23 protein-coding genes are annotated in these 19,262 nt (G+C 67.4%); 11 read left to right on the forward strand and 12 right to left on the reverse strand.

All coding sequences use genetic code 11. The annotated features are described in order from the left end of the window. The first annotated feature begins 2 nt into the window (after nucleotides 1-2). Together VJ162_RS00960 and VJ162_RS00965 are read left to right on the forward strand one after the other, a co-directional pair. Entirely contained in the window at nucleotides 3-1,112 is a 1,110-nt protein-coding gene (locus VJ162_RS00960) for a glycosyltransferase family protein (protein WP_324661793.1), read from the forward strand. A gap of 165 nt (nucleotides 1,113-1,277) precedes the next feature. After that, on the forward strand, nucleotides 1,278-2,276 hold the full coding sequence (locus VJ162_RS00965; RefSeq protein WP_324661794.1) for a TIGR04024 family LLM class F420-dependent oxidoreductase: 999 nt from the start codon (nucleotides 1,278-1,280) through the stop codon (nucleotides 2,274-2,276). Here the strand turns inward: VJ162_RS00965 and VJ162_RS00970 are convergent. Next, nucleotides 2,273-2,968: a 6-hydroxymethylpterin diphosphokinase MptE-like protein gene (locus VJ162_RS00970; RefSeq protein WP_324661795.1), complete on the reverse strand. Its 696-nt coding sequence runs from the start codon at nucleotides 2,966-2,968 to the stop codon at nucleotides 2,273-2,275. The two genes, VJ162_RS00965 and VJ162_RS00970, sit on opposite strands and share 4 nt — an antisense overlap. A gap of 220 nt (nucleotides 2,969-3,188) precedes the next feature. Here VJ162_RS00970 and VJ162_RS00975 point away from each other — a divergent pair, with 220 nt between their 5' ends. Next, a complete protein-coding gene (locus tag VJ162_RS00975; protein WP_324661796.1) occupies nucleotides 3,189-3,713 on the forward strand; it encodes a hypothetical protein in 525 nt (174 codons plus the stop codon). Next, nucleotides 3,710-4,435, forward strand: coding sequence for an RNA methyltransferase (locus tag VJ162_RS00980; protein WP_324661797.1), 726 nt, complete (start codon nucleotides 3,710-3,712; stop codon nucleotides 4,433-4,435). The genes VJ162_RS00975 and VJ162_RS00980 overlap by 4 nt, the downstream gene beginning before the upstream one ends. 22 nt (nucleotides 4,436-4,457) lie before the next feature. Here VJ162_RS00980 and gatE read toward each other — a convergent pair whose 3' ends face one another. From gatE to VJ162_RS01010, 6 genes are all read right to left on the reverse strand, one after another. Continuing rightward, complete coding sequence (gene gatE / locus VJ162_RS00985; protein WP_324661798.1) at nucleotides 4,458-6,332, reverse strand: Glu-tRNA(Gln) amidotransferase subunit GatE; 1,875 nt, start codon at nucleotides 6,330-6,332, stop codon at nucleotides 4,458-4,460. A 144-nt stretch (nucleotides 6,333-6,476) separates the two neighbouring features. After that, a complete protein-coding gene (locus VJ162_RS00990; RefSeq protein WP_324661799.1) occupies nucleotides 6,477-6,746 on the reverse strand; it encodes a hypothetical protein in 270 nt (89 codons plus the stop codon). A 195-nt stretch (nucleotides 6,747-6,941) separates the two neighbouring features. Further along, nucleotides 6,942-7,244 carry a HalOD1 output domain-containing protein gene (locus tag VJ162_RS00995; RefSeq protein ID WP_324661800.1) on the reverse strand — a complete coding sequence of 101 codons (303 nt, stop codon included), beginning with the start codon at nucleotides 7,242-7,244 and terminating at the stop codon, nucleotides 6,942-6,944. Nucleotides 7,245-7,611: 367 nt separating this feature from the next. Then, on the reverse strand, nucleotides 7,612-9,018 hold the full coding sequence (locus VJ162_RS01000; protein WP_324661801.1) for a class II fumarate hydratase: 1,407 nt from the start codon (nucleotides 9,016-9,018) through the stop codon (nucleotides 7,612-7,614). A gap of 70 nt (nucleotides 9,019-9,088) precedes the next feature. Continuing rightward, complete coding sequence (gene fen / locus VJ162_RS01005; protein ID WP_324661802.1) at nucleotides 9,089-10,069, reverse strand: flap endonuclease-1; 981 nt, start codon at nucleotides 10,067-10,069, stop codon at nucleotides 9,089-9,091. A 45-nt stretch (nucleotides 10,070-10,114) separates the two neighbouring features. Next, complete coding sequence (locus VJ162_RS01010) at nucleotides 10,115-10,639, reverse strand: GNAT family N-acetyltransferase (protein ID WP_324661803.1); 525 nt, start codon at nucleotides 10,637-10,639, stop codon at nucleotides 10,115-10,117. Between the two features lie 121 nt (nucleotides 10,640-10,760). Between VJ162_RS01010 and VJ162_RS01015 the strand changes: the two genes are divergently transcribed. After that, on the forward strand, nucleotides 10,761-11,180 hold the full coding sequence (locus tag VJ162_RS01015; protein ID WP_324661805.1) for a DUF3054 domain-containing protein: 420 nt from the start codon (nucleotides 10,761-10,763) through the stop codon (nucleotides 11,178-11,180). 45 nt (nucleotides 11,181-11,225) lie between these two features. On the opposite strand, the gene VJ162_RS01020 is transcribed toward VJ162_RS01015, so the two are convergent. Continuing rightward, the gene (locus VJ162_RS01020) at nucleotides 11,226-11,393 is read right to left on the reverse strand and encodes a DUF7331 family protein (RefSeq protein ID WP_324661807.1); all 168 of its coding nucleotides are present in this window, start codon (nucleotides 11,391-11,393) and stop codon (nucleotides 11,226-11,228) included. 440 nt (nucleotides 11,394-11,833) lie between these two features. Between VJ162_RS01020 and VJ162_RS01025 the strand changes: the two genes are divergently transcribed. Together VJ162_RS01025 and VJ162_RS01030 are read left to right on the forward strand one after the other, a co-directional pair. After that, nucleotides 11,834-12,052 (forward strand): hypothetical protein, encoded by a 219-nt coding sequence (locus VJ162_RS01025; RefSeq protein WP_324661808.1) that lies wholly within the window; start codon nucleotides 11,834-11,836, stop codon nucleotides 12,050-12,052. An 80-nt stretch (nucleotides 12,053-12,132) separates the two neighbouring features. Continuing rightward, complete coding sequence (locus VJ162_RS01030) at nucleotides 12,133-13,128, forward strand: ornithine cyclodeaminase family protein (protein WP_324661809.1); 996 nt, start codon at nucleotides 12,133-12,135, stop codon at nucleotides 13,126-13,128. Here the strand turns inward: VJ162_RS01030 and VJ162_RS01035 are convergent. The 3 genes from VJ162_RS01035 to srp19 all read right to left on the reverse strand — a co-directional run bounded on the left by VJ162_RS01035 (nucleotide 13,125) and on the right by srp19 (nucleotide 14,742). After that, on the reverse strand, nucleotides 13,125-14,177 hold the full coding sequence (locus VJ162_RS01035) for a presenilin family intramembrane aspartyl protease PSH (protein WP_324661810.1): 1,053 nt from the start codon (nucleotides 14,175-14,177) through the stop codon (nucleotides 13,125-13,127). The two genes, VJ162_RS01030 and VJ162_RS01035, sit on opposite strands and share 4 nt — an antisense overlap. Before the next feature lie 62 nt (nucleotides 14,178-14,239). Next, nucleotides 14,240-14,467 (reverse strand): H/ACA ribonucleoprotein complex subunit GAR1, encoded by a 228-nt coding sequence (locus tag VJ162_RS01040; protein ID WP_324661811.1) that lies wholly within the window; start codon nucleotides 14,465-14,467, stop codon nucleotides 14,240-14,242. Next, nucleotides 14,464-14,742 carry a signal recognition particle subunit SRP19 gene (gene srp19, locus VJ162_RS01045; protein ID WP_324661812.1) on the reverse strand — a complete coding sequence of 93 codons (279 nt, stop codon included), beginning with the start codon at nucleotides 14,740-14,742 and terminating at the stop codon, nucleotides 14,464-14,466. Before srp19 ends, VJ162_RS01040 begins: the two co-directional genes overlap by 4 nt. A gap of 91 nt (nucleotides 14,743-14,833) precedes the next feature. On the opposite strand from srp19, the gene VJ162_RS01050 reads away from it, so the two are divergent. Beyond that, entirely contained in the window at nucleotides 14,834-15,316 is a 483-nt protein-coding gene (locus VJ162_RS01050; RefSeq protein WP_324661814.1) for a spore germination YkwD domain-containing protein, read from the forward strand. Between the two features lie 570 nt (nucleotides 15,317-15,886). Here VJ162_RS01050 and coxB read toward each other — a convergent pair. Then, nucleotides 15,887-16,723, reverse strand: a complete 837-nt coding sequence (coxB, locus tag VJ162_RS01055) for a cytochrome c oxidase subunit II (RefSeq protein WP_324661815.1) — start codon at nucleotides 16,721-16,723, stop codon at nucleotides 15,887-15,889. Between the two features lie 169 nt (nucleotides 16,724-16,892). On the opposite strand from coxB, the gene VJ162_RS01060 reads away from it, so the two are divergent. The 3 genes from VJ162_RS01060 to VJ162_RS01070 are packed head-to-tail and all read left to right on the forward strand — an operon-like array spanning nucleotide 16,893 to nucleotide 19,239. Continuing rightward, nucleotides 16,893-18,287: a heme o synthase gene (locus VJ162_RS01060; RefSeq protein WP_324661817.1), complete on the forward strand. Its 1,395-nt coding sequence runs from the start codon at nucleotides 16,893-16,895 to the stop codon at nucleotides 18,285-18,287. Continuing rightward, a complete protein-coding gene (locus VJ162_RS01065) occupies nucleotides 18,284-18,982 on the forward strand; it encodes a DUF7546 family protein (protein WP_324661818.1) in 699 nt (232 codons plus the stop codon). Before VJ162_RS01060 ends, VJ162_RS01065 begins: the two co-directional genes overlap by 4 nt. Before the next feature lie 56 nt (nucleotides 18,983-19,038). Further along, the gene (locus VJ162_RS01070; RefSeq protein ID WP_324661820.1) at nucleotides 19,039-19,239 is read left to right on the forward strand and encodes a hypothetical protein; all 201 of its coding nucleotides are present in this window, start codon (nucleotides 19,039-19,041) and stop codon (nucleotides 19,237-19,239) included. The last annotated feature ends 23 nt before the right edge of the window (nucleotides 19,240-19,262 follow it).

The raw sequence follows: 19,262 nt of genomic DNA on the forward strand, positions 1-19,262 counted from the left end.
GCATGGACTACCTACAGGAGCGTATCACGACGCTGCACGACCTGACCGACGCGGTGCCGGCGATGCCGGACGGGGAGAGCTCGGTCGTGGTTCCCATCGCCGGGGAGAGCGAGGCGGCCGTGGCGCCGACACACGTCTTCGATGCGCTCGAAACCGTCGGTCCCGACGCTGTCGTCGTCCCGCTTCGGGCCCCCCGGGAAGTCGCGGCCGCCTTCGACCGCTGGGCCGCCGACTTCGACCTCGACGTGACGACGCTGTGGTGTAACGCGCCCACCGTGGCCCCGCTGCTTGAGGACCACGGGCTCGACGGCGCGATGGGGAAAGGGCGGGACGTCTGGCTCGGGCTCGGGCTGGCCGCGAGCCGGGCCGACTACGTTGCCGTCCACGACGCCGACGCCTCGACGTACTCCCCGAAACACGTCCCGCGCCTGCTCGCGGGGCTGGAGATGGGGTATGGGTTCGTCAAGGGCTACTACGCCCGCGTCGAGGACGGACAGCTCTACGGCCGGCTCGCCAGGCTGTTCGTCGCGCCGCTTCTGCGCGCGCTGTCGCGTGCTCACGATGACCCGCTGCTCTCTTATCTCTCGGCGTTTCGCTACCCGCTGGCCGGCGAGTTCGCCCTCACGGCCGAGGCGGCCCGCTCGATTCGCGCCCAGCGGGCCTGGGGGCTCGAAGTCGGGATGCTCGGGGAGGCCTACGACGTGGTCGGCGAGACCGCGACCGCGCAGGTCGACCTCGGGATGCACCGCCACGACCACCGCCCCGTCGGCGGCCGCGGCGGGCTCTCGACGATGGCGGAGGAGGTCGGCGAGGCGCTGTTTCGCGTCCTCGAAGACCGCGGGCTGGCCCCCGACTACGAGCGCCTGCCCGACGCCTACCGCGACGCGGCCGACACGCTCATCCGCCAGTACGGCGCCGACGCCGGGATAAACGGGCTCGACTACGACGCCGAGTCCGAGCGCTCCCAGGCTCAGTCCTACGCCGAAAGCATCCGCGCGCCGGGCCCGGACGACCGGCTCCCCGCGTGGACGGCGACCGACCTCTCGCCTTCGGCGGTGCTTGCGGCCTCGCGGGAGGCCCTCGACCGGTCTAGCGGTTCGCGGCCGGACTGAGCGTGCCAACAGATCGACCGTTGAAACTCGTTTAAACTCGCTTGTGGCCGTCCGCCTGTCATTTTATACCATGCGGCGTCACAGTAGAGGTATGCCGGCGATACGTCGAAGCGACCCGTCAGGAGCCGTTTCCACCGTTCGACCGCCACGACTGCGGCCCGACCGATGACTGCCAGAGACATCTACCTCCCTGTCGCCGCACAGCCGTCGGTTTCGACGCTGGTCGGGCTGAGCCAACTCGCCGAGGTCGAGGGGTACGAACGGGTCTGGCTCCCCGAGACGTGGGGCCGGGACGCCGTGACCACGCTGACGAGCATCGCCCACGGGACCACCGACGTGGGTATCGGCACGTCGCTGCTGAACGTCTACTCGCGCTCGCCGTCGCTCATCGGCCAGACCGCCGCCACGCTGCAGGAGGTCTCCGACGGGCGCCTGCGCGTCGGGCTGGGCCCCTCGGGTCCGCGCGTCATCGAGGGGTGGCACGGGGAGTCCTTCGAGCGACCGCTGCGCCGGACCCGCGAGACTATCGACATCGTCAAGCAGGTGCTGTCGGGCGACAGCGTCGAGTACGACGGCGACCTGTTCGAACTCTCCGGGTTCCGCCTTCGCTCGGACCCGCCCGAGCCCGCGCCGCCGATAGACGCCGGCGGGCTCGGCCCGAAGGCCGTCGAACTCGCCGGTCGCTTCGCCGACGGCTGGCACGCCCTGCTTTTCACCGTCGATGGGATGGCCGACCGGCTGGACGATTTCGACCGCGGGGTCGACCTGGGCGACCGCGACCGGGCCAGCCAGCGGGTCACCTTCTCGGTCCCCTGCTGTGTGCTGGACGACCGCGAGCGCGCCCGCGACCTGACCCGCCAGCACCTCGCTTTCTACGTCGGCGGCATGGGCACGTACTACCGGGACGCGCTGGCCAGACAGGGGTACGAGGAGACGGCGACCGAGGTGTTCGAACAGTGGACGGGCGGCGACCGCGGGAGGGCGATAGCCGCCATCGACGACGACCTGCTGGACGCGCTGGCCGTGGCCGGCACGCCAGAGGAGTGCCGTGACCGCCTCGCTCGCTTCGCGGGCATCGACGGCGTCGACGCCGTCAACGTCTCCTTCCCGCGGGCGGCCGAGCGGTCCGACATCGAGGCGACGGTGGCGGCCCTGGCGCCCTAGTCGGCCCCGGCCGGCAGGCTGATGTCCGCCCGCCGACCGGCCAGCACGTCGAAGCGCTCGCCGCGGCGCCGCTCCAGCCAGTACAGCAGCCGCTCGGCCCAGCGGAGCTTTTCGCGTTTCTCGGGGGCCACGTCGGGGTCGTCGAAGTCCCAGCCGACGAAGGCCAACTCGGCGGCGCCGAGGTGGTCGGCGATAAAGGCCGCCCGGTCGCCGTCGGTGAACCCCCCGAAGTTGTACACGCGGTCGGTCGGGGCGGCCTGGGTCGTCGGCACGACGAAGGCGGGGTCGTAGGTCGGGACGTGTTCCTCGACGGCAGGGACGTTGTCGCCGTGGGCGTGGACGAACACCGGCGTCCCCGATTCGGTCAGCGCCCGGCCGGTCTCGGGGTTCTTGTCGAGGTCGGTCACCATCGCGTCGACGGCGACGCCCCGCTCTCGCAAGCGGTCGACGGCGGTCGAGGCGGCCAGTACGGCGTCGGCCTCGGCCGCCCGGTCCGCTTTGGCTTCCAGCGACGGGCCGGCACCGGCGATGGCGACCGTTTCGCCGTCGAGCGCGAGGTCGGCGGGACTGTACGTCCCCGCCCCGTCGATCAGGTCACCGAGCCGGTCGCGCGCCTGTTCGTCCCCCTCGCGGGGGTAGCCAAACGCCGCCAAGAGGCCGTCGTAGACGGGCTCCCACGTCTGAAAGTCCATAGCTATCACTATCGAACTGGCGCCAGATAAAGCGGGTTGAGCCGAAATGGCACGTCCGTGTACCCCTACCCGGGTGCCCTTCCGGCTTTCACGCCAGTGTTTTGACGCCTCCGGTATAAGCTTTCTCTTACTCACACCTGTAGTATACATGGTGGCCATCTGTTCACCACTGGCGGGAACACCGCGCCCTTTTAATCGCGCAGTCGCCCAACCGTAGCGTATGGGCAAGGTCAACATCGGATTACGAGGGTGGCGGTTCGACGAGGACGTGCTGGGCGAGGACGGTCGGGTGCGCCCGCTGGCAACGATGGAACCGGAGGACCGCCAGCGCATTCTCGTACTCGCCGACCGCGTCGTCGACCCCTGTGACGCCTGCTGGCTGGAGTACGGCGAGAACAAGATCGAGGAGTGCAACGTCGCCGAGGTCATCTACGGCGAGCCACGCGGCGAGGTGGTGCTGTGTTCGGCCCACGAGCCGGACTTTCTCTACTGGTTCCGCGAGGCGGGCGGCTCCGACTTCGCCGGCGAACTCGAACTCCGGGATGCGTTCCACCAGTGGATTCTCGATGGGAACCGCGCGCCCGAGGACTACGAGGGGCTCGAACACGTCGACGAGGACCCGACCTCGCTGCCGGAGGCTCCCGGCCGGAACGAGGCCATCCCCGGCTTCGAGGAGGAAATCGAGGGGCTCGACGAGGAGGACCTCGACGGGATGGACATCGACCTCGACGACCTCGACGTATGATATCCGTCGCCGTCGTGGACCCCGAGACGCCCGGCAACGTCGGCACCATCGCCCGGTCGATGAAGAACTTCGGCCTGTCGGAGCTGTTGCTCGTGGACCCGCCGGAACTCGACCCGGACGGGGAGGCCTACGGCTTTGCCGGACAGGCCCGAAAGGACATCCTTCCCGAGGCCCGCGAGGTGAGCTTCGACTATCTCGTCGAGAACTACCACACCGTCGCCTGCACCGCAACGACAAACGAGGACGACTCCAGCCACGTCCGCTACCCCGCGAAGACGCCGGCCGAACTGGCCGACTCGCTCGCCGGCGTCGCGGCCGACACGTGCGTCGTCTTCGGCCGCGAGCGGGTCGGGCTGACCAACGACGAGCTCGAACGCCTAGACGAGATCTGCTCGATTCCGGCCAGCGCCGACTATCCCGTCCTGAACCTCGGCCAGGCCGCGACTATCGTCCTCTATGAACTGCGGGAACTAACCGTCGAGCGCGACCAGCACCCCGGCGACCTCCACGCACGCGCCGACGAAGCGGCCGTCGAGGGGCTGTACGAGGAGTTCGGGAGCTTTCTCGACAGCATCGACCACCCCGAGGAGAAACGCCACCGCGTCCGCCGGCTCTTTCGCCGGCTGGTCGGTCGCGCCCACCCTACGGGCCGGGAGGCAAAGACGCTCCGGGGCGTGTTCCGGCGGGCTCGAAAGCGTATCGAGCGCGAGCGCGACCGATGAGTCCCGAACCGGACGGGAGTATTTAGGCCCGCTTCCGTATCTCCTCGCGCAGCACGGAACTGACCGTGTCCCCGTCGGCTTTCCCGCGAAGTGCGCCCATACACTCGCCCATCAGGCCCGAGAAGGCGCCCATCCCCTCCGATTCGACCTGGTCTGCGTTGCGCTCGACGACCTCGGCGACGGCCTCGCGAACTTCGGACTCGTCGACGCCGCCCAGCCCTTCCTGTTCGACCGCCTCCTCGGCGGTGAGTTCGGGCTCTTCGGCCAGCGCCGACAGCAGGTCCTCGATGCCCTCCCGGGGCACGTCGCCGCCGTCGACGAGTGCGAGCGTCGCCCGCAGGTGGGCGTCGGTGAGGGCGTCGACGGGCACGTCGTCCCGGCGGAGTTCGGTCAGCGTCGATTCGAGTGTGCCGGCCGCAAGCGTCGCGTCGATGCCCTCGGCGACGACCGACTCGAACAGCGGCCACCGCTGGCCGTAGGCGACCTGCTCGGCCAGCCCCGAATCGAGGCCGTAGTCGGACTCGTAGCGGTCGACCTTCTCGGTGAGCAGCTCTGGCGTCTCGACCTCGCTGGTGTCGGGTTCGACCGGGGGAACGTCCGTCTCCGGGTACATCCGCGCCGCGCCGGGCAGCGGTCGGAGATACCGCGAGGTCCCGTCCTGTAGGGCGTCGCGGGTCTCCTCTGGAACACCCTCGATGGCCGTCTCGGCCCGCTCGACGACCGCCTCGATTGCCAGCTCGGCGGTGTGGGGGTCGTCCGCGACGAGTGCGACGGCGTCCTCGGGACCGGCGTCGACGGCCGCCCGCAGGTCCTCGACCTCGCTCTCGGTGACGCCGTAGGCCGGCAGTTCGTCGGTGTGGAAGATGCCGCCGGCGCCGTGGCGCTTGGCGTGGTCGGAGAACTCGGTGCCCAGGCGTCGGTCCGGCTGTATCTCCCGACCGACCAGGCCGTCGAACCCGTCCAGCCGGACCGCGTGCACCTCGCCGCCGCTGTCGAGGGCGCCGCCGATGACGCCGGAGTCGGTGCCTTCGAACACTTCGGTCACGTCCTGTGGGTCGCCGACGGCGGCGTCGCGGTCGCCCAACTCCTCGGCGATATCGACCAGTTCGACCTGCCGGCGGACCTCGTTGCGGACGAGGTCGTCGATGTCGTCGAGGCTCTGGACGCCCTTGAGCTCGATGCGGGCGCCCTCGGCGATGGAGACGTTGACGTCCTGGCGGATGGTCCCCAGGCCGCGCTTTACCTTACCGGTCGAGCGCAGCAACATCCCGATGCGCTGGGCGGCTTCGCGGGCCTGTGCCGGCGAGCTGATGTCGGGTTTGGTACCGATTTCGACCAGCGGGATGCCCAGCCGGTCGAGCGAGAACCGGACCCCCGAATCGGTCTCCTCGATACGCTGGCAGGACTCCTCCTCAAGCAGCATGTCCTCGATGCCGACCGGCCCGTCGCTCGTCGCTATCTCGCCGTCGTTGGCGACCAGCATCGACCGCTGGAACCCGGTCGTGTTCGACCCGTCGACGACGATCTTCCGCATCACGTTCACCTGGTCGACGACGTTCATGTCCATCAGCTGGCCGATCTCCATGGCCGTCTCCATGGCCTCGCGGTCGACCCGACCCGGCGGCTCGTCGTCCTCCTCGACGAGACAGGTGGTGTCGTAGGCCAGATACTCGAACTCGCGGTCGACCATGCTCTCCTCCAGGGCGGCGTCGTCTATCTCGCCCAGTTCGCTCTTGGTCGGGTGGAGGTACCTGGTGAAGGTGTGGTCGGCGTCCTCGGGTTCGCGCAGCTCGGTCGGACACGAACAGAACAGCTTGGTGGCCGTATCGAGCTGCTGGTGGATCTCGAGCCCGGCTACGAGTCCCAGCTCCTCGTAGTCGAAGTCGGCGTCAGTCATTACCGTCGACTCCGGGACCGGGGGCCAAAAAACGCACCCTTCGGCAGCCGGATAGCCCGGGCCTCCACGTTTCATACTGTGACGGCCCGGCCGAATCCCCCCGTCCCGACTCTGAGAGCACTGTCGCTTCCGCGGGCGACACTCTCAGTCGGACGCGGCCGTAGTAGCGACGGCGTCCGGACGGTCGGGACTGTCCCGATCGGCCGCCGTCGAGAGCGTCTCGGCAGCTCTGGTCAACGATGCCGATGCCGACTGCTGTGTTACACAACAGCGCTCCGTCGAAGCCTGTAGCTCGTCGATGGAGTCGTGTAGCTCGCTTAGCCCGGACCCCAGGCTGTTGGCTGACCTGCTCAGCGACTTGATCGCGTCTCCCAGGCTATCCGACATCGGCTCGCTCGTTGCGTGGTTCGTCATCGGATCTGTAGCTACAAAATTCAACTATAGTGCCAAATAACTACCGTATTAACTGCATATACACTCCATAATGAATCCATACGTGTAATAATACTGCTTAATAGTGTGTGGATGTCGATCCAATCGGCGACAGCTCCGGGAGCTGCTGACCGGCGTACTGACGCCAAAATCCTGTCCGTACAGCGCCCACACGCCTTACTCGGACGTGTTCCGACGCATTATGACGGCGCGGCCGTCTTGATACAGCCTGATTCGAAACCCTTCGTAACTGAACTCGACGACACCCTGGGCCTCAGCCGGCGGTGGTGACGAGTAGAGATGTTCGATGAGGTGGTCCGCCCACTGGTACAGCGGATTCAGTTCGTCCTGTTGGACACCCTTGTGTTCCGCGATGCAGTTTACAAGCTCCATCATCGGCTCCTCCGTGTCGTCTTCGAAGATGCTCACGTGGTACACGCCCGCCGCCGACTCGCTGACATCACCGTCGCTGTGAGACATGTGGTTCACCATGGGACCGGGATACAAAATCCCCTGTGTCTTGTCAGTAGTTTGTTCTTATCCCTATAGTTACCAGTAACGTTGCACGAGTATAGCTGGGCGTTTGCGGCCCGGCGTTCGCCGCCGACACGGACCAGCCACTCATCGCAGACAGGGGTGCTGTCCTGTGGCTCCGGCGCTTGGTAACCGAGGCCGGTTCCCGGTATCAAACTCCTTACTCGGCGAGGACTGCGAGTCGGCGACGCGGCGCTTTCCCGGTCACTCGCGGTTCCCGATGGCCACCGCCCACCTCCGAGGAGACTCCCGCGGTTCCTGCTCGTCCTCTACTGGGCAAAGACTGGGTGTCGGCGATGGGACGCCTCCCGGCTCAGTCTTCGCCCAGGATTCCCCGCTCGGTCATCTTCTCGGGGTCCAGCACGTCGTCGACCTCGTCCTCGTCGAGGTACCCCTCTTCGAGGACGACCTCCCGAATCGTCTTGTCCTCGGCGAGTGCCTTCTTGGCCACCTTGCTCGCCTTGTCGTAGCCGATTGCGGGGTTCAGCGCCGTCGCCAGCGCCATCGACTGTTCGACGCGCTCGGCGCAGTGGTCGGCGTCGGCTTCGAGCTTCGCGACGAACTTCTCGGCGAACACCTCGCTGCCGTTGGCGATGAGGCGAGCGGACTGCAGGAAGTTCGAGGCCAGGACGGGCTTGTAGAGGTTGAGGTCTATCTGGCCCTCGGCGGCGCCGGCCGAGACAGCGGCGTCGTTGCCGACGACCTGCTTGTGGAGCTGGTTGACCGACTCGGCGACGACGGGGTTTATCTTCCCGGGCATGATGGAGGAGCCGGGCTGGTTCTCGGGCTGGTCTATCTCGCCGAGCCCGTTGCGCGGACCGGACGCCAGCAGGCGCAGGTCGTTTGCTATCTTGTTCAGCGAGCCGGCCACCGTCCGCAGGGCGCCGTGGGCCTCGCTCATCGCGTCGTGGGCGGCCTGGGCCTCGAAGTGGTTGTCGGCCTCCCGGAAGCTCAGGCCGGTCTCCTCGCTGATGTACTCGGCGGCTTTCGCGGGGAACTCCGGATGGGTGTTCAGTCCCGTCCCGACGGCGGTGCCGCCGAGTGCCAGCTCCGCGAGGCGGCCCTGGGTGTCCTGGACCCGCGAGATGCCCTTCTCGACCTGCGTGCGGTAGCCCGAAAACTCCTGGCCAAGCGTGATCGGCGTGGCGTCCTGGAGGTGGGTCCGGCCGGTCTTGACGACGGTGTCGAACTCGTCTTCTTTCCCGGCCAGTGCGTCCCGCAGCGTCTTCAGCGCCGGAATCACGTCCTTCTCGACGGCCTCCAGGCTGGCGACGTGCATCGCGGTCGGGATGACGTCGTTGGAGGACTGGCCGAAGTTGACGTGGTCGTTGGGGTGAATCTCGCGGGTCCCGATCTCCCCGCCGTAGAGCTCGGTGGCTCGATTCGAGATGACCTCGTTTGCGTTCATGTTCGAGGAGGTGCCCGAGCCGGTCTGGAACACGTCGACCGGGAACTGGTCGTCGTGGTCGCCGGCGATGACCTCGTCTGCGGCCTCGACGATGCAGTCGGCCTTCTCCTCCGGAATCAGTTCGAGGTCCCGGTTGGCCTGTGCGGCGGCCTTCTTGACGATGCCCAGCGCGCGGACGAACCGCCGCCCGAAGGTCACGTCACTGATGGGGAAGTTCTCGATGGCCCGCTGTGTCTGGGCCCCCCAGTAGGCGTCGGCCGGCACCTGCATCTCCCCGAGACTGTCCTGTTCGGTTCTGAACTCGTCGCTCATGGCTGGCCGCTCGGACGCCTCCGCGTAAAATCCACCGGTCCGCGTCTCCCGGCTAGCTGCTACCCCGCCCCTACGTCCAGCGGTCGAGCCCGGTCTGGACCACGGACTCGTCGATGCGCTCGAAGCCCCGTTGGACCTCCTCGGCGTCGACCTCCCACTCCCCGGTGACGTACTCGCGGGCAGCGTCGAGGTCCGGGTCGATGTCGTCGGGAATCGCGTAGTCGTCGGTGACGGCGGGGTCGAGAAAGAGCGACCGGATGCGGTCGGCGTGGTCGACGTGTTCGCCCCGCGCTTCCAGCACTGCAAAGAGGTCCCCGTGCTCGCTCAGTAGCTTGACGGCGGTCTTGGGGCCGATACCCGAGATGCCCTCGTTGAAGTCCGTCCCCATCAGGATGGCGGCGTCGACCAGCTGCTCCCAGGTCAGCCCGGTCGATTCGAGCGTGGCCTCGAAATCCATCAGCTCGGGGTCGCCACTGGAGGTGAGCTGACGCAGGGTGTAGGGCGCGCCAAAGAGCAGGCTGTCGTAGTCTTCGGTGCCGACGTAGTCCACGTCGCCCTGCCGGGCCATGTAGGCCGCCTGGCCCTCCCCCTCTGCGGGGGCGTCGACGACGGGTACGTCAAGCAGTTCCAGCAGCTCGCGGGTCGTCTCGACGATGGTGTCGGTGAGTCGCTGGGTCCGGGAGTCGAGCTTGGCGACGCGAACCGAGTCGCCGGCCTCGCGGGCGTCTTCGAGTTCGTCCTCGTACTTCTCGCGTTGCTCGCGCCGTTTCGCGACCTCGTCGTCTTTGAGTTCGGTCACCGCGCCGTCGAAGACGAAGACGGGGGTGAGGTCGTGCTCGAAGAACTTCGGCAGCCCCTGGACGACGCCGATGAGGTTCGCCACCTCCTCGCCGTCGGCGGTGGTGTACTTGTGGTCGCTCGTGAACTTGACCGTGGTCGTCAGATACCGGTAGAGCCAGTTGTGCGCGTCGACGGCGACGACGCTCCCGTCTAGGTCCGCGAAGGCCACGTCCTCGATGGCCGCAAGCGAGCGCAGGTCAGCGTTTCCCATTGGGGGGCGTTCGGGCGAGGGGCGCTTGAATCTCCCGGGACGGGCTCAGCCCGGCGCTTCGACCACGTCCGGCGGCTCGCTGTCCAGCTTCTCGGCCAGAAACGCGTCCTCGTCGGCGGAGAGGTCTCGCTGACGGAACACCGCCAGTCCCGCCCGGTACTGCGCTTGGCTCCGGTCGCCCGGCCATTCGAGCGTGAGCTCGGCCAGCCCCGTTTCCGCCCCGGTGAAGGCGAAGCCGGCCCGATAGGCCGCTTGATAGGAGAAGGGGTTGTTCACCCCGATAGTCACCCGTCGGTAGCCGCGCTCGCCGGCCCGCTCGCGGACGAACCGGAGCAGTCGCGGTCCGAGTCCCTCCCCCCGGCGGTCCCGCCGGACGGTGATGTAGCGGATACACAGCGTCTCCGGGTCGGTCCGGTCGGCGTCGAACGCCGCGGCGGCCACGACGCCGTCGTCGCCGACGACCGCCTTCCCCGTCGAGGTCATGACGAACTTGCCGGCGTAGGCAAACTCCCGGTAGTCGAGCCGGAGCGGGTGGTCGTCCTCAGGCCAGCTAAGCAGCGCGAACTCCATACCGCCCGTAGCGCCACCGGCCATGTAGTTCCCACTCACTCGGCGTACGCGGTACGGCACAACCGGCCGCAAGCGGGCGGAAAACGGGACACCGAAATACGGGGAGCGCAAAACAGGTAGTATGAGCGTTGCGACGGCCGACCGGAGCCGCATCGACCTCTCCTCGAAGACGGCCCTGCTGGCGGCCGGTGACCTGGGCGCCATCCTCCTCTTTGTCGCCGTCGGCGAGTACACGCACGGCTACAATCCGCTCCTTGATTTCGGACGGGTCGCCGGGACCTTCGCCCCGTTCCTCATCGGCTGGCTACTCGTGGCCAGCGCCGCGGGGCTGTACGCCAGCGACGCGCCCGGGACACTCGCCAACGCGACACTCGTGACGCTGCTCAGCTGGGTCGCCGCCGTCGCTATCGCCCAGGGGCTCCGGGCCACGAGCGTCTTTCACGGTGGGGCCGCACTGACGTTCGCCGTGGTCTCGGTGCTCGTCGGCGGCCTGCTTCTCACCCTGTGGCGGGCCGGCGCGGCGCTGACCATCGATCGATAGTCGGCCGTAGAAGTGGTGGCTCTCGGTCCGGTGGCCGGCCCGTACCTACCGGAGGTCGGCTACGTCGAGGGCCATCGACGACTGAATCCACGCCTGGTGGTTCTCCCGGTCGTAGATGACGAACTCCTCGTCACCGATGTTCAACTCGGCGTACCGTCGTGCCGGTTCCTCGCTTCGGGCGTCGGTCGTATCGTCCGTGGCGTTCGTACTCATTGATTTCGCCGGGCAACCCCGGGTCGCTCCCTCCGGTATCTGCTACCTTGTTACCGATTATAAGCGCTCGGACCCAGTTATCATTCCATAAAATGACATTGGCCGACACTTGAAAAGAGGGAACGAGCGGCTTCATTTTCTGAAAACGGCTGGTGGGACGGACCGGCCCCGAGTCGTGGGGAGAGAGAGGACGGCCACCCGTAGAGCTTGCTTTCCGGACGGCAGTGTAACAACTGAAAACGCCACAGACTGGCACTGTGTCGCCAGATACGCGCCCATCGGTCGAGGAGCTCCGGGCTCGTTGCCTATTGAGTATCTCTATAACTTATGAGAGTGTTACAACGATTAATCAGAGGAAGTATCTGGTGCCTACAAGAAATCCTATGCAAAAATTACGCGAAACGCTTATGTACCCCTCTCCCATACAATAAATCACAATTATGACGGGTTATTACGACATCGTTCTTGGACTTATCCCGCTCGCAATGGCCGGCATCACTGGCGCCCTCGTCTTCGCTGGCTTCGCACTGACGACGGCGATTCCTCTGGCGTCGGTCGTCGCCGTTGGCCTCATCGGCCACGCGATGTTCGTGAACGCTCCGGTCGACCCCGTCCCTGCCGAAACCGTCCAGTCGGACCCGGTACAGACCGCAGACTGACCCGTTCCCGTAAAGCGGTGACGCCCGCTGTTTTCCGTTCGCCCATCGCCATTAAGTCGCCGTCCGACCTACGGTCGGGTATGTCGACCGCCCTGTTTCTCACAAGTGCCGAGATATCCGAGCTCGCTCGCCCAGCGGAGTACGTCGACCCGGTCCGTGCGGGCTACCGTGAACGCGGCCACGGCGCCCCGGCCGAGCCCCGAACGACGCTGTCCAACGATTCCCCGGCCGGGATGCTGACGGGCTATCTCGCCGTGCTCCCGGAGACGGGCGCCATGGGCGGGTACACCTACGCCGCCGGTTTCGGCGAGCGGGACGCCCACTTCGCTTTGCCGCTCTTTGACGCCGACTCCGGCGCCCCCCTGGCGCTGCTCGACGGCGCGAGCATGAACCCCCACAAGACGGGCGCGGCCGGCGCTGTCGGCACCGACGCCCTGGCCCCGGTCGACGCCTCGGACCTGGCGATAATCGGCAGCGGCACCCAGGCCCGCGGCCAGCTCCTGGCGACCGCGACGGTGCGGGACTTCGACCGCGTCGAGGTGTACTCACCCACCCAGTCCAACCGACAGGACTTCGCCGCCGAGATGAACGAGACGCTCGACGCCACAGTCGCCGCGGTCGCCTCCTCGGCGGCCGCGGTCGAGGGCGCCGACGTCGTCATCACCGCGACCAACGCCGACGACCCCGTCTTCGACGGCGAGATGCTGGACTCGGGCACCCACGTCACCGCGATGGGACAGTACCATCCCGACAAACGCGAACTCGACGCCGCGACCATCGAGCGTGCGACGTACGTCCCCGACCTCAGGGCTCGCGTCACGCGGGACGCTGGGTCGTTCATCCACGCGGTCGAGGAAGGCGTCGTCGACGAGGACCACGTCCACGCCGAACTCGGCGAGGTGCTCGTCGGCGACGCGCCCGGACGGGAGTCGCCGGAGGACATCACGGTCTTCGACTCGGGCGGCACGGCCATCGAGACCGTGGCCGCCGCGAAAATGCTGTACGACCGGGCCGTCGAGGACGGCGTCGGCGAGGAAATCGACTTCGCGCCCGCCAGCGAGGCGATGGACCGCTAGACGTACGGCGCCAGGCCGAGCGCCTCGACGAGGCCGATGCCGGCCACCAGCGCACCCAGCAGGTAGCCCGCGATGGAGCCGCCGTTCAGCAGCGGCAGCCCCGCGTGGGCCCGCCCCTTGAGCACCAGCCAGAGCAACACCGCGAGACCGAGGAAGGTCCCGACCATGGCCGTCACTGCCGGGAGCGGGATTCCCAGTACTGTCCGGACGCCCGCGGGCGCGAAGAAGGCGGCGCTGGCGACCAGGATGGCCGGGATGATGGCGTCACCGAGGCCGATAAACAGCGCGTCCCGCTCCAGCGGGCCCTGCGCTACCTCGGCGTCTTCGGTATGTTCCTCGTCGCTCGTCGCTTCCTCGCTCGTCTCAGCCGCTGTCGTGTCATCGACCGTATTCTCCCCGGTGGCTTCGTCGCTCCCGTCCTCCGCGGTCGGGTCCGGCGTCGTCGCCTCGAGGAAGGAGTACGACAGCGAGAGCGGAATCACGAGTACCACGGGGACCCTGAGGTCCATCACGCCGGAGGCGAGTGTCAGCATGTGTTCGGTGCCGTAGACGCTGATAGCGTCGTACACCGCGAGCACTGTCAGTAGCAGTAGCGCCGGGAGGATGCCGAAACTGATGCCGAAGAGGCCGGCCGCGGCCGCACCCATCACCGCCCCGGCGGTGTCGATGACGTACCACTCCGGGTAGACGAGCAGCCCGACCCCGAGCAGGGTCGCCATGGCCAGTGCGAGGACGTTGAATCCGCCGACCACGAACACCGGCGGCGCGACCAGCCGGAAGATGTACAGCGAGAGCCACGCGCTCGAAAAGACGATGACGCCCCGAATCAGCTGGTCGGCGTCGTAGCGGAAAGCGAGCAACATCCCGGCCGTCGCCAGCAGGATGGCCACGACGTAGAGGACGCTGTTGGTCGGGTCGGACGGGTCCTCGACGGCCTGGTAGCCGGCCGTCTTGAACGGCTCGACCAGCGCGAGCGCGCCGACCTGGACGAACAGGAAGATGAACCCGATGAGCGCACATCCGGCGACGGCACGCCAGCGACTGTCCATATCTCCCGTCTCGCAGGACCGGATTTCAGGGTTACGGAGTCCCGCTGAGAGCTGGCTGACAGTTACCGAGCGTACAGCGGGGACCCCAGAAGCGCCGGGAGGTGGACACCAGTCGCCGGCGAGACGGCCATGTACGGCCGCTCGACCGGCCCGAACACGTCGACGACCTCGCCGACCGACGTGAGTTCGTCGTCGACCAGCGACGCGCCGATGTCCGCGTACGTCCCGTCTGTGGCTCGGACCACGGCCAGCCCCTGTGCGAGCCGTTCGACCGAGCCGACTCGCCTCATTCGCGCAGCACCTGGATGTAGGCCGCGGCGGCGCCCAGCAGGTCGGTCTTCGTGGCGTCGTCGGCGTCCTTGACGATGACGCGCCCCCGCTGTTCGTGTTCGCGGGGATACGTCTTGTCCCGCTCGATGACGGCGTCGTAGCCCACCTGCTGGACCGCCTTCGCTATCTCGTCTACCGTCGGCTCCTGCACCGCCAGGTCGGTCGGGACGCGGCGCCCCTCGCTGCGTGAGCGCTCCGCGTCGAACGCGACCGGCCAGATGACGTTCTCGACCATGCCCGACAGTGACCACCCCTCACTTATGTTCTTTTCCGACGGCTCCGGGAGACTACATACTTACATGATTGTACACACTACTGGCGACTAGATGGTCAACAAAGCTCTCCTCAGTCTCGCCGCAGTCGTGCTCTTTGCGGTGTTTGGCACAGGGGTCCTCGTCGGTATGCAGGTCGGCGGCCTCGGCGGTGGTGGGCCCGCCGAAACGGCGACCGAGACGGGGTCACAGGCCGCCGGGACGCCGACAGGCGCCGACGCGCCGGCCACAACGACACCCGAGTCAACACCCGCGTCGTCGGGGGAGTCGAGCGACGAGCGCGAACCGATTCCGGCGCGTGAGTTCACCGCGCGAAACATCGGTGACGCCATCGTCGAAGACATCAACGACGCACGCGAGGACGAAGGGGTTGAACCGCTGTCAACTACGGGTATCACGGCCGAGACCGTCCGCACGATGGCGAGCAGTCACAGCGACGCCATGGCCGAGGCCGGCCTCGCCAGGCACACTATCGATGGAACAACCAGCGCTGACCGATACAGACAGTACGACCTCTATGACACCTGCCAGTTCTAGGTCGCAAGCTACATCGAAAGAGCCGACAATAACGCACTAGAGGTTGTCGGACGGACTTACGCCGGCCAGGAGTACCCCGATAACGGGACCGAGAAATTCAACGGAAACGATACCGCCGTCGCGAACGCACTGACCGAGGAGTGGCTCTCGACACAGTCCCAACGGCTGCTCTACGAGAACGCCGACCGCATCGGCGTCGGCGTCACCGTCACCAGAACCGGGAGCGTCTACGCGACCGCGAACGTCTGCTAGACAGTGCGACCGACGTTCCCAGTGGACCCGCCGGAATAACCTCCAGATTGTCGACGCACGCTTTCCTGACCCGCCGCGTAGCCGCCCGGCACGTCGGGGACGAGTAGACCTCGGCGCATGGCTCCGCGACGCTGTCAGTCGGGGGCCACACCGCTGCCGTGTTTCAGTTGCTGGTGACCTCCGCTGGACCCGACACCGCTGTCTCCGGGCCGGTCACTGCGCCGTGTGTGCCTCGTCGCCGGAGCTAGCGCAGCTATCGAACGACGCCACACAGACGGTGGGCTCTCGCGGCCCAACAGTGCCGAAGAAACCGTTCGTTCAGGCCGGGGTCGCCGTGGCGCCGGGCGTCGGAGTGCCTGCGGGCGTCGCTGTCGCGTTGCCCGACGTGCTGTTATCGGCGCTCGTTTCGTTCCCGCTGCTGTCGCCCGAACGCTGGTCTTGCAGCCACTGGTCGTACTCGTCCTGTGGCATCACCTGCACGGTGCCGAGCATCTGGGAGTGGCCCGACCCACAGTACTCCGCACAGTACAGCTGGTAGGTGCCGGTCTCGGTCGGGACGGTCCGGAGCTGGTTGTACTGGCCCGGGAAGGCGTCGGCCTTCAGTCCGAGGCTGGGGACGTGGAAGGCGTGGAGCCAGTCGGTGGAGGTGACCCGTAAGTTCACTTCCTGATTGGCGGGCAACCGGAGTGTTCCGGTCGAAGTCACGTCGGCCTCCTGGCCGAAGCTCGACCCGTTGTAGTAGAAGGTCCAGCCGTAACGGTACGCCTCGACCTGTATGTGCGTTACCTCCTCCGTCTGCAGCTCAGCCTGGTTGGTCGATTCGGCCGTCACGAACGGGCTGGCCATCACCTGGTAGGACGCGATGCCGACGAAAAGCAGGATGACGGCCGTCGCGACTGTCCAGGTGATCTCGAGGCGTCGGTTCTCCATCGTCGGCAGCGCCTCCTCCTTGTTCCGGAACCGCCAGACGGTGTAGATGAGAATCGCCTCGACCAGCACGGTGATGGGGATGGCCACGGCGAGCAGGTTCATGTTGAGGTTCCATATCTGCTCGACCGTCGTGGATGCCGAGGGCTGTGCGGCGACAGGTTCGGCGGCGAACGCCAGCAGCGCGGCGCCGACGAGCGCGACCAGACCGGCGCGTCTCCGAGTCATGTGCGCGGCTTAGGATTTCGGGGATAAATAACTGCTGTCTCGCCTTGGGGGGCGACTGGGCGGGTAGGACCGACCAGACAGCCAGTGGCCACCCTCGGCTGCTGTTACCGTTCTCAGGAGGCGGGAAAAAAGCGAGGAGTCTAAGTGTCCTTGCCCGAAGGGTGGAACAATGGCAGAGAGCCGGACATTCACCGGGCTGCTGGCCGCGACGGCCGTGGGCGTCTATCTGCTGGTCATGGCTGGTGCGACGGCGGCCATCACCGACGCCGTCGCCGCCTGTAGCTCCTGGCCCCTGTGTCGGGGGCCAGTGACGCTTGCCGACCCCGACCTGTTGATCGCGCGTGGCCACCGACTGACCGCGGCGGTCGTCGGCCTGCTCGCGCTGGGGACGGTCGCGCTGGGACTGCGGACGGCGACGCGCCGACGGGTCAAGGCCGCCCTGCTCGTCGGCATCGCGCTGTACCCGGTCCAGATAGCGCTGGGCGCGTTCGTCGCCACCGCCGGCGTGGGCGCCCTCCCCGGCGCGCACCTCGGCGTCGGGATGGCCATCTTCGCCTCGTTCGTGGTCGCGCTCGCGTGGCATCTGGAGTTCGAGACGGGCAGCGACGACGAGGAACCGGTCGACGACCCCACGCCGGCGCCGATGCCCGAGACCGACGAGACCGACTCGCCGCCCGTAGCCGCGCTCTCGACGAAACAGCGTGTGCTCGGCACCCTCGGGGCGTACTTCCGGCTGATGAAACCGCGGCTGATGTGGCTGCTGTGTCTGGTCGCCGCCGCCGGGATGGCGCTGGCGGCCGGCCCCGAACTCACGACCCGGACCGTGCTGTTGACGCTTGGCGGCGGTGTGCTCTCTATCGGGGCCTCGGGCACGTTCAATCACGTGCTGGAGCGGGACATCGACAAGCGGATGGACCGGACCTCGGACCGGCCCATCGCCACCCACCGGATTCCGGTGGCCAACGCCATGGCCTTTGGCGTCGCGCTCGCGGCGGCCGCCCTCGTCCTGTTCTGGCAGGTCAACGTTCTGGCGGCCGCGCTGGGGCTGGCGGCCATCCTCTTTTACAGCGTCATCTACACGCTCGTGTTGAAGCCCAACACCGTCCAGAACACCGTCCTCGGCGGGGTCGCGGGCGCGCTGCCGGCACTCATCGGCTGGGTTGCCGTCGAGGGGAGCATCGGGCTCCCGGGGCTGGCGCTTGCCGGCGTCATCTTCCTGTGGACCCCGGCGCACTTCTACAACCTCGCGCTGGCGTACAAGGACGACTACGAGGCCGGCGGCTTCCCGATGATGCCGGTCGTCCGTGGCGAGACCGAGACTCGCAAGCACATCGTCTACTACCTGGGCGCGACGCTGGTTGGCTCGGGCGTGCTCGCGGCGCTGACCTCGCTTGGGTGGCTGTACGCGCTCACCTCGGCCGCAGTCGGCGGGGTCTTCCTCTGGACAGTCGTCCGCCTCCACCGCGAGCAGACCGAGGCCTCGGCGTTCCGGGCGTTCCACGCCTCGAACGCCTACCTGGGACTCTTGCTCGTCGCCGTCGTCGTCGACTCGCTTGTCCTATGAGTACGCTCGAACCCGACTGGCGCGGGCTGGTTCCCGAGGGACGCTCGCTCGCGCTGTGGGCCGTGGTGCTGAACACGGAGCTTCTGTTGGTGTTGCTGTATCTCGTCTTGCTCCCCGGTGCCGCGACGGACCCGGTCCTGCTTGCGTTCCCGTTCGTCTGGCTCAACGTCGCCGGACTGGTGTTCCTGCAGGTCCGTCCGGCGCCGGCCTCGCCCCGTCGGCGGGCCGTCGCCGCGGCCGTCGCCGTCGGGTACGGGCTCTTGCTGGGCTACGTCGGCGGCGTCGTCGGACTGGGCGGGGCGGGGACGGGACTCCGGGTCGTCCTCGCGGCTCCGCCCGGCTTCGCGCCCTCGGTCGTCTACAGCGGGGCGACTCTCGCCGTCGTGGTCACCCCCTGGAAGGTGGCGGGCTATCTCGCGCTCTCGTATCTCGTCTATGTCACCGTCGTTGACGCCAGCGGCGGGCTCGCGGGCGGCGTGATCGGCCTGTTCTCCTGTGTCAGCTGCGTGTTGCCCATCGTCGCCTCCGTCGTGGGCGGGGCCATCGGTGCCGGCGGGACGCTGTATCAGGCCGCTCTCGGTCAGTCCTACGGGCTCTCGACGGTTGTCTTTCTCGTCTCGGTCGGCGTGCTGTATGCCGTCCATCGGTTCGACATCACCGCCGTCGGCTGGCTGCGCCGTGTCGCGGACCGGTGACGCCGTCTACGGCGGCAGTTACACAGCTTTTTGACGGGGCCGTGACACTGATGGCCATGGACCTCCCGCTCCCGCTGCTCGAATCCACCGAACGCACGCTCGCCCTCCTCGGCCTCGTCGTCGGCGTCGGGTCGCTCCTGCTGTGGGCCAGAGGTGGCGTCTCACTTGTCATGGTCCCGCTCGGTGTCTTGCTCCTCCTCCAGTCGGTCCGCTCGCTGTACGAGCGGACCGCGACGGCACACGGGTTCGGGAACTGAGCGGTCCGTGTCGGTGGGTTTGT

It is taken from the genome of Haloarcula sediminis, from assembly GCF_035656455.1.
GTDB classification, from domain to species: Archaea; Halobacteriota; Halobacteria; order Halobacteriales; family Haloarculaceae; genus Haloarcula; species Haloarcula sediminis.

Excerpts from the sequence above, each read along its gene's own strand:
- VJ162_RS00965 (WP_324661794.1), top strand. The coding sequence starts at position 1,278 with ATGACTGCCAGAGACATCTACCTCCCTGTCGCCGCACAGCCGTCGGTT.
- VJ162_RS01000 (WP_324661801.1), bottom strand. The coding sequence starts at position 9,018 with ATGAGCGACGAGTTCAGAACCGAACAGGACAGTCTCGGGGAGATGCAG.
- VJ162_RS01020 (WP_324661807.1), bottom strand. The coding sequence starts at position 11,393 with ATGAGTACGAACGCCACGGACGATACGACCGACGCCCGAAGCGAGGAA.
- VJ162_RS00975 (WP_324661796.1), top strand. The coding sequence starts at position 3,189 with ATGGGCAAGGTCAACATCGGATTACGAGGGTGGCGGTTCGACGAGGAC.
- VJ162_RS00960 (WP_324661793.1), top strand. The coding sequence starts at position 3 with ATGGACTACCTACAGGAGCGTATCACGACGCTGCACGACCTGACCGAC.
- VJ162_RS01070 (WP_324661820.1), top strand. The coding sequence starts at position 19,039 with ATGGACCTCCCGCTCCCGCTGCTCGAATCCACCGAACGCACGCTCGCC.
- VJ162_RS01025 (WP_324661808.1), top strand. The coding sequence starts at position 11,834 with ATGACGGGTTATTACGACATCGTTCTTGGACTTATCCCGCTCGCAATG.
- VJ162_RS01010 (WP_324661803.1), bottom strand. The coding sequence starts at position 10,639 with ATGGAGTTCGCGCTGCTTAGCTGGCCTGAGGACGACCACCCGCTCCGG.
- VJ162_RS01065 (WP_324661818.1), top strand. The coding sequence starts at position 18,284 with ATGAGTACGCTCGAACCCGACTGGCGCGGGCTGGTTCCCGAGGGACGC.
- coxB (WP_324661815.1), bottom strand. The coding sequence starts at position 16,723 with ATGACTCGGAGACGCGCCGGTCTGGTCGCGCTCGTCGGCGCCGCGCTG.
- VJ162_RS01050 (WP_324661814.1), top strand. The coding sequence starts at position 14,834 with ATGGTCAACAAAGCTCTCCTCAGTCTCGCCGCAGTCGTGCTCTTTGCG.
- VJ162_RS01035 (WP_324661810.1), bottom strand. The coding sequence starts at position 14,177 with ATGGACAGTCGCTGGCGTGCCGTCGCCGGATGTGCGCTCATCGGGTTC.
- VJ162_RS01030 (WP_324661809.1), top strand. The coding sequence starts at position 12,133 with ATGTCGACCGCCCTGTTTCTCACAAGTGCCGAGATATCCGAGCTCGCT.
- srp19 (WP_324661812.1), bottom strand. The coding sequence starts at position 14,742 with ATGGTCGAGAACGTCATCTGGCCGGTCGCGTTCGACGCGGAGCGCTCA.
- gatE (WP_324661798.1), bottom strand. The coding sequence starts at position 6,332 with ATGACTGACGCCGACTTCGACTACGAGGAGCTGGGACTCGTAGCCGGG.
- VJ162_RS01040 (WP_324661811.1), bottom strand. The coding sequence starts at position 14,467 with ATGAGGCGAGTCGGCTCGGTCGAACGGCTCGCACAGGGGCTGGCCGTG.
- VJ162_RS00990 (WP_324661799.1), bottom strand. The coding sequence starts at position 6,746 with ATGACGAACCACGCAACGAGCGAGCCGATGTCGGATAGCCTGGGAGAC.
- VJ162_RS00980 (WP_324661797.1), top strand. The coding sequence starts at position 3,710 with ATGATATCCGTCGCCGTCGTGGACCCCGAGACGCCCGGCAACGTCGGC.
- VJ162_RS00970 (WP_324661795.1), bottom strand. The coding sequence starts at position 2,968 with ATGGACTTTCAGACGTGGGAGCCCGTCTACGACGGCCTCTTGGCGGCG.
- fen (WP_324661802.1), bottom strand. The coding sequence starts at position 10,069 with ATGGGAAACGCTGACCTGCGCTCGCTTGCGGCCATCGAGGACGTGGCC.
- VJ162_RS01060 (WP_324661817.1), top strand. The coding sequence starts at position 16,893 with ATGGCAGAGAGCCGGACATTCACCGGGCTGCTGGCCGCGACGGCCGTG.
- VJ162_RS01015 (WP_324661805.1), top strand. The coding sequence starts at position 10,761 with ATGAGCGTTGCGACGGCCGACCGGAGCCGCATCGACCTCTCCTCGAAG.
- VJ162_RS00995 (WP_324661800.1), bottom strand. The coding sequence starts at position 7,244 with ATGTCTCACAGCGACGGTGATGTCAGCGAGTCGGCGGCGGGCGTGTAC.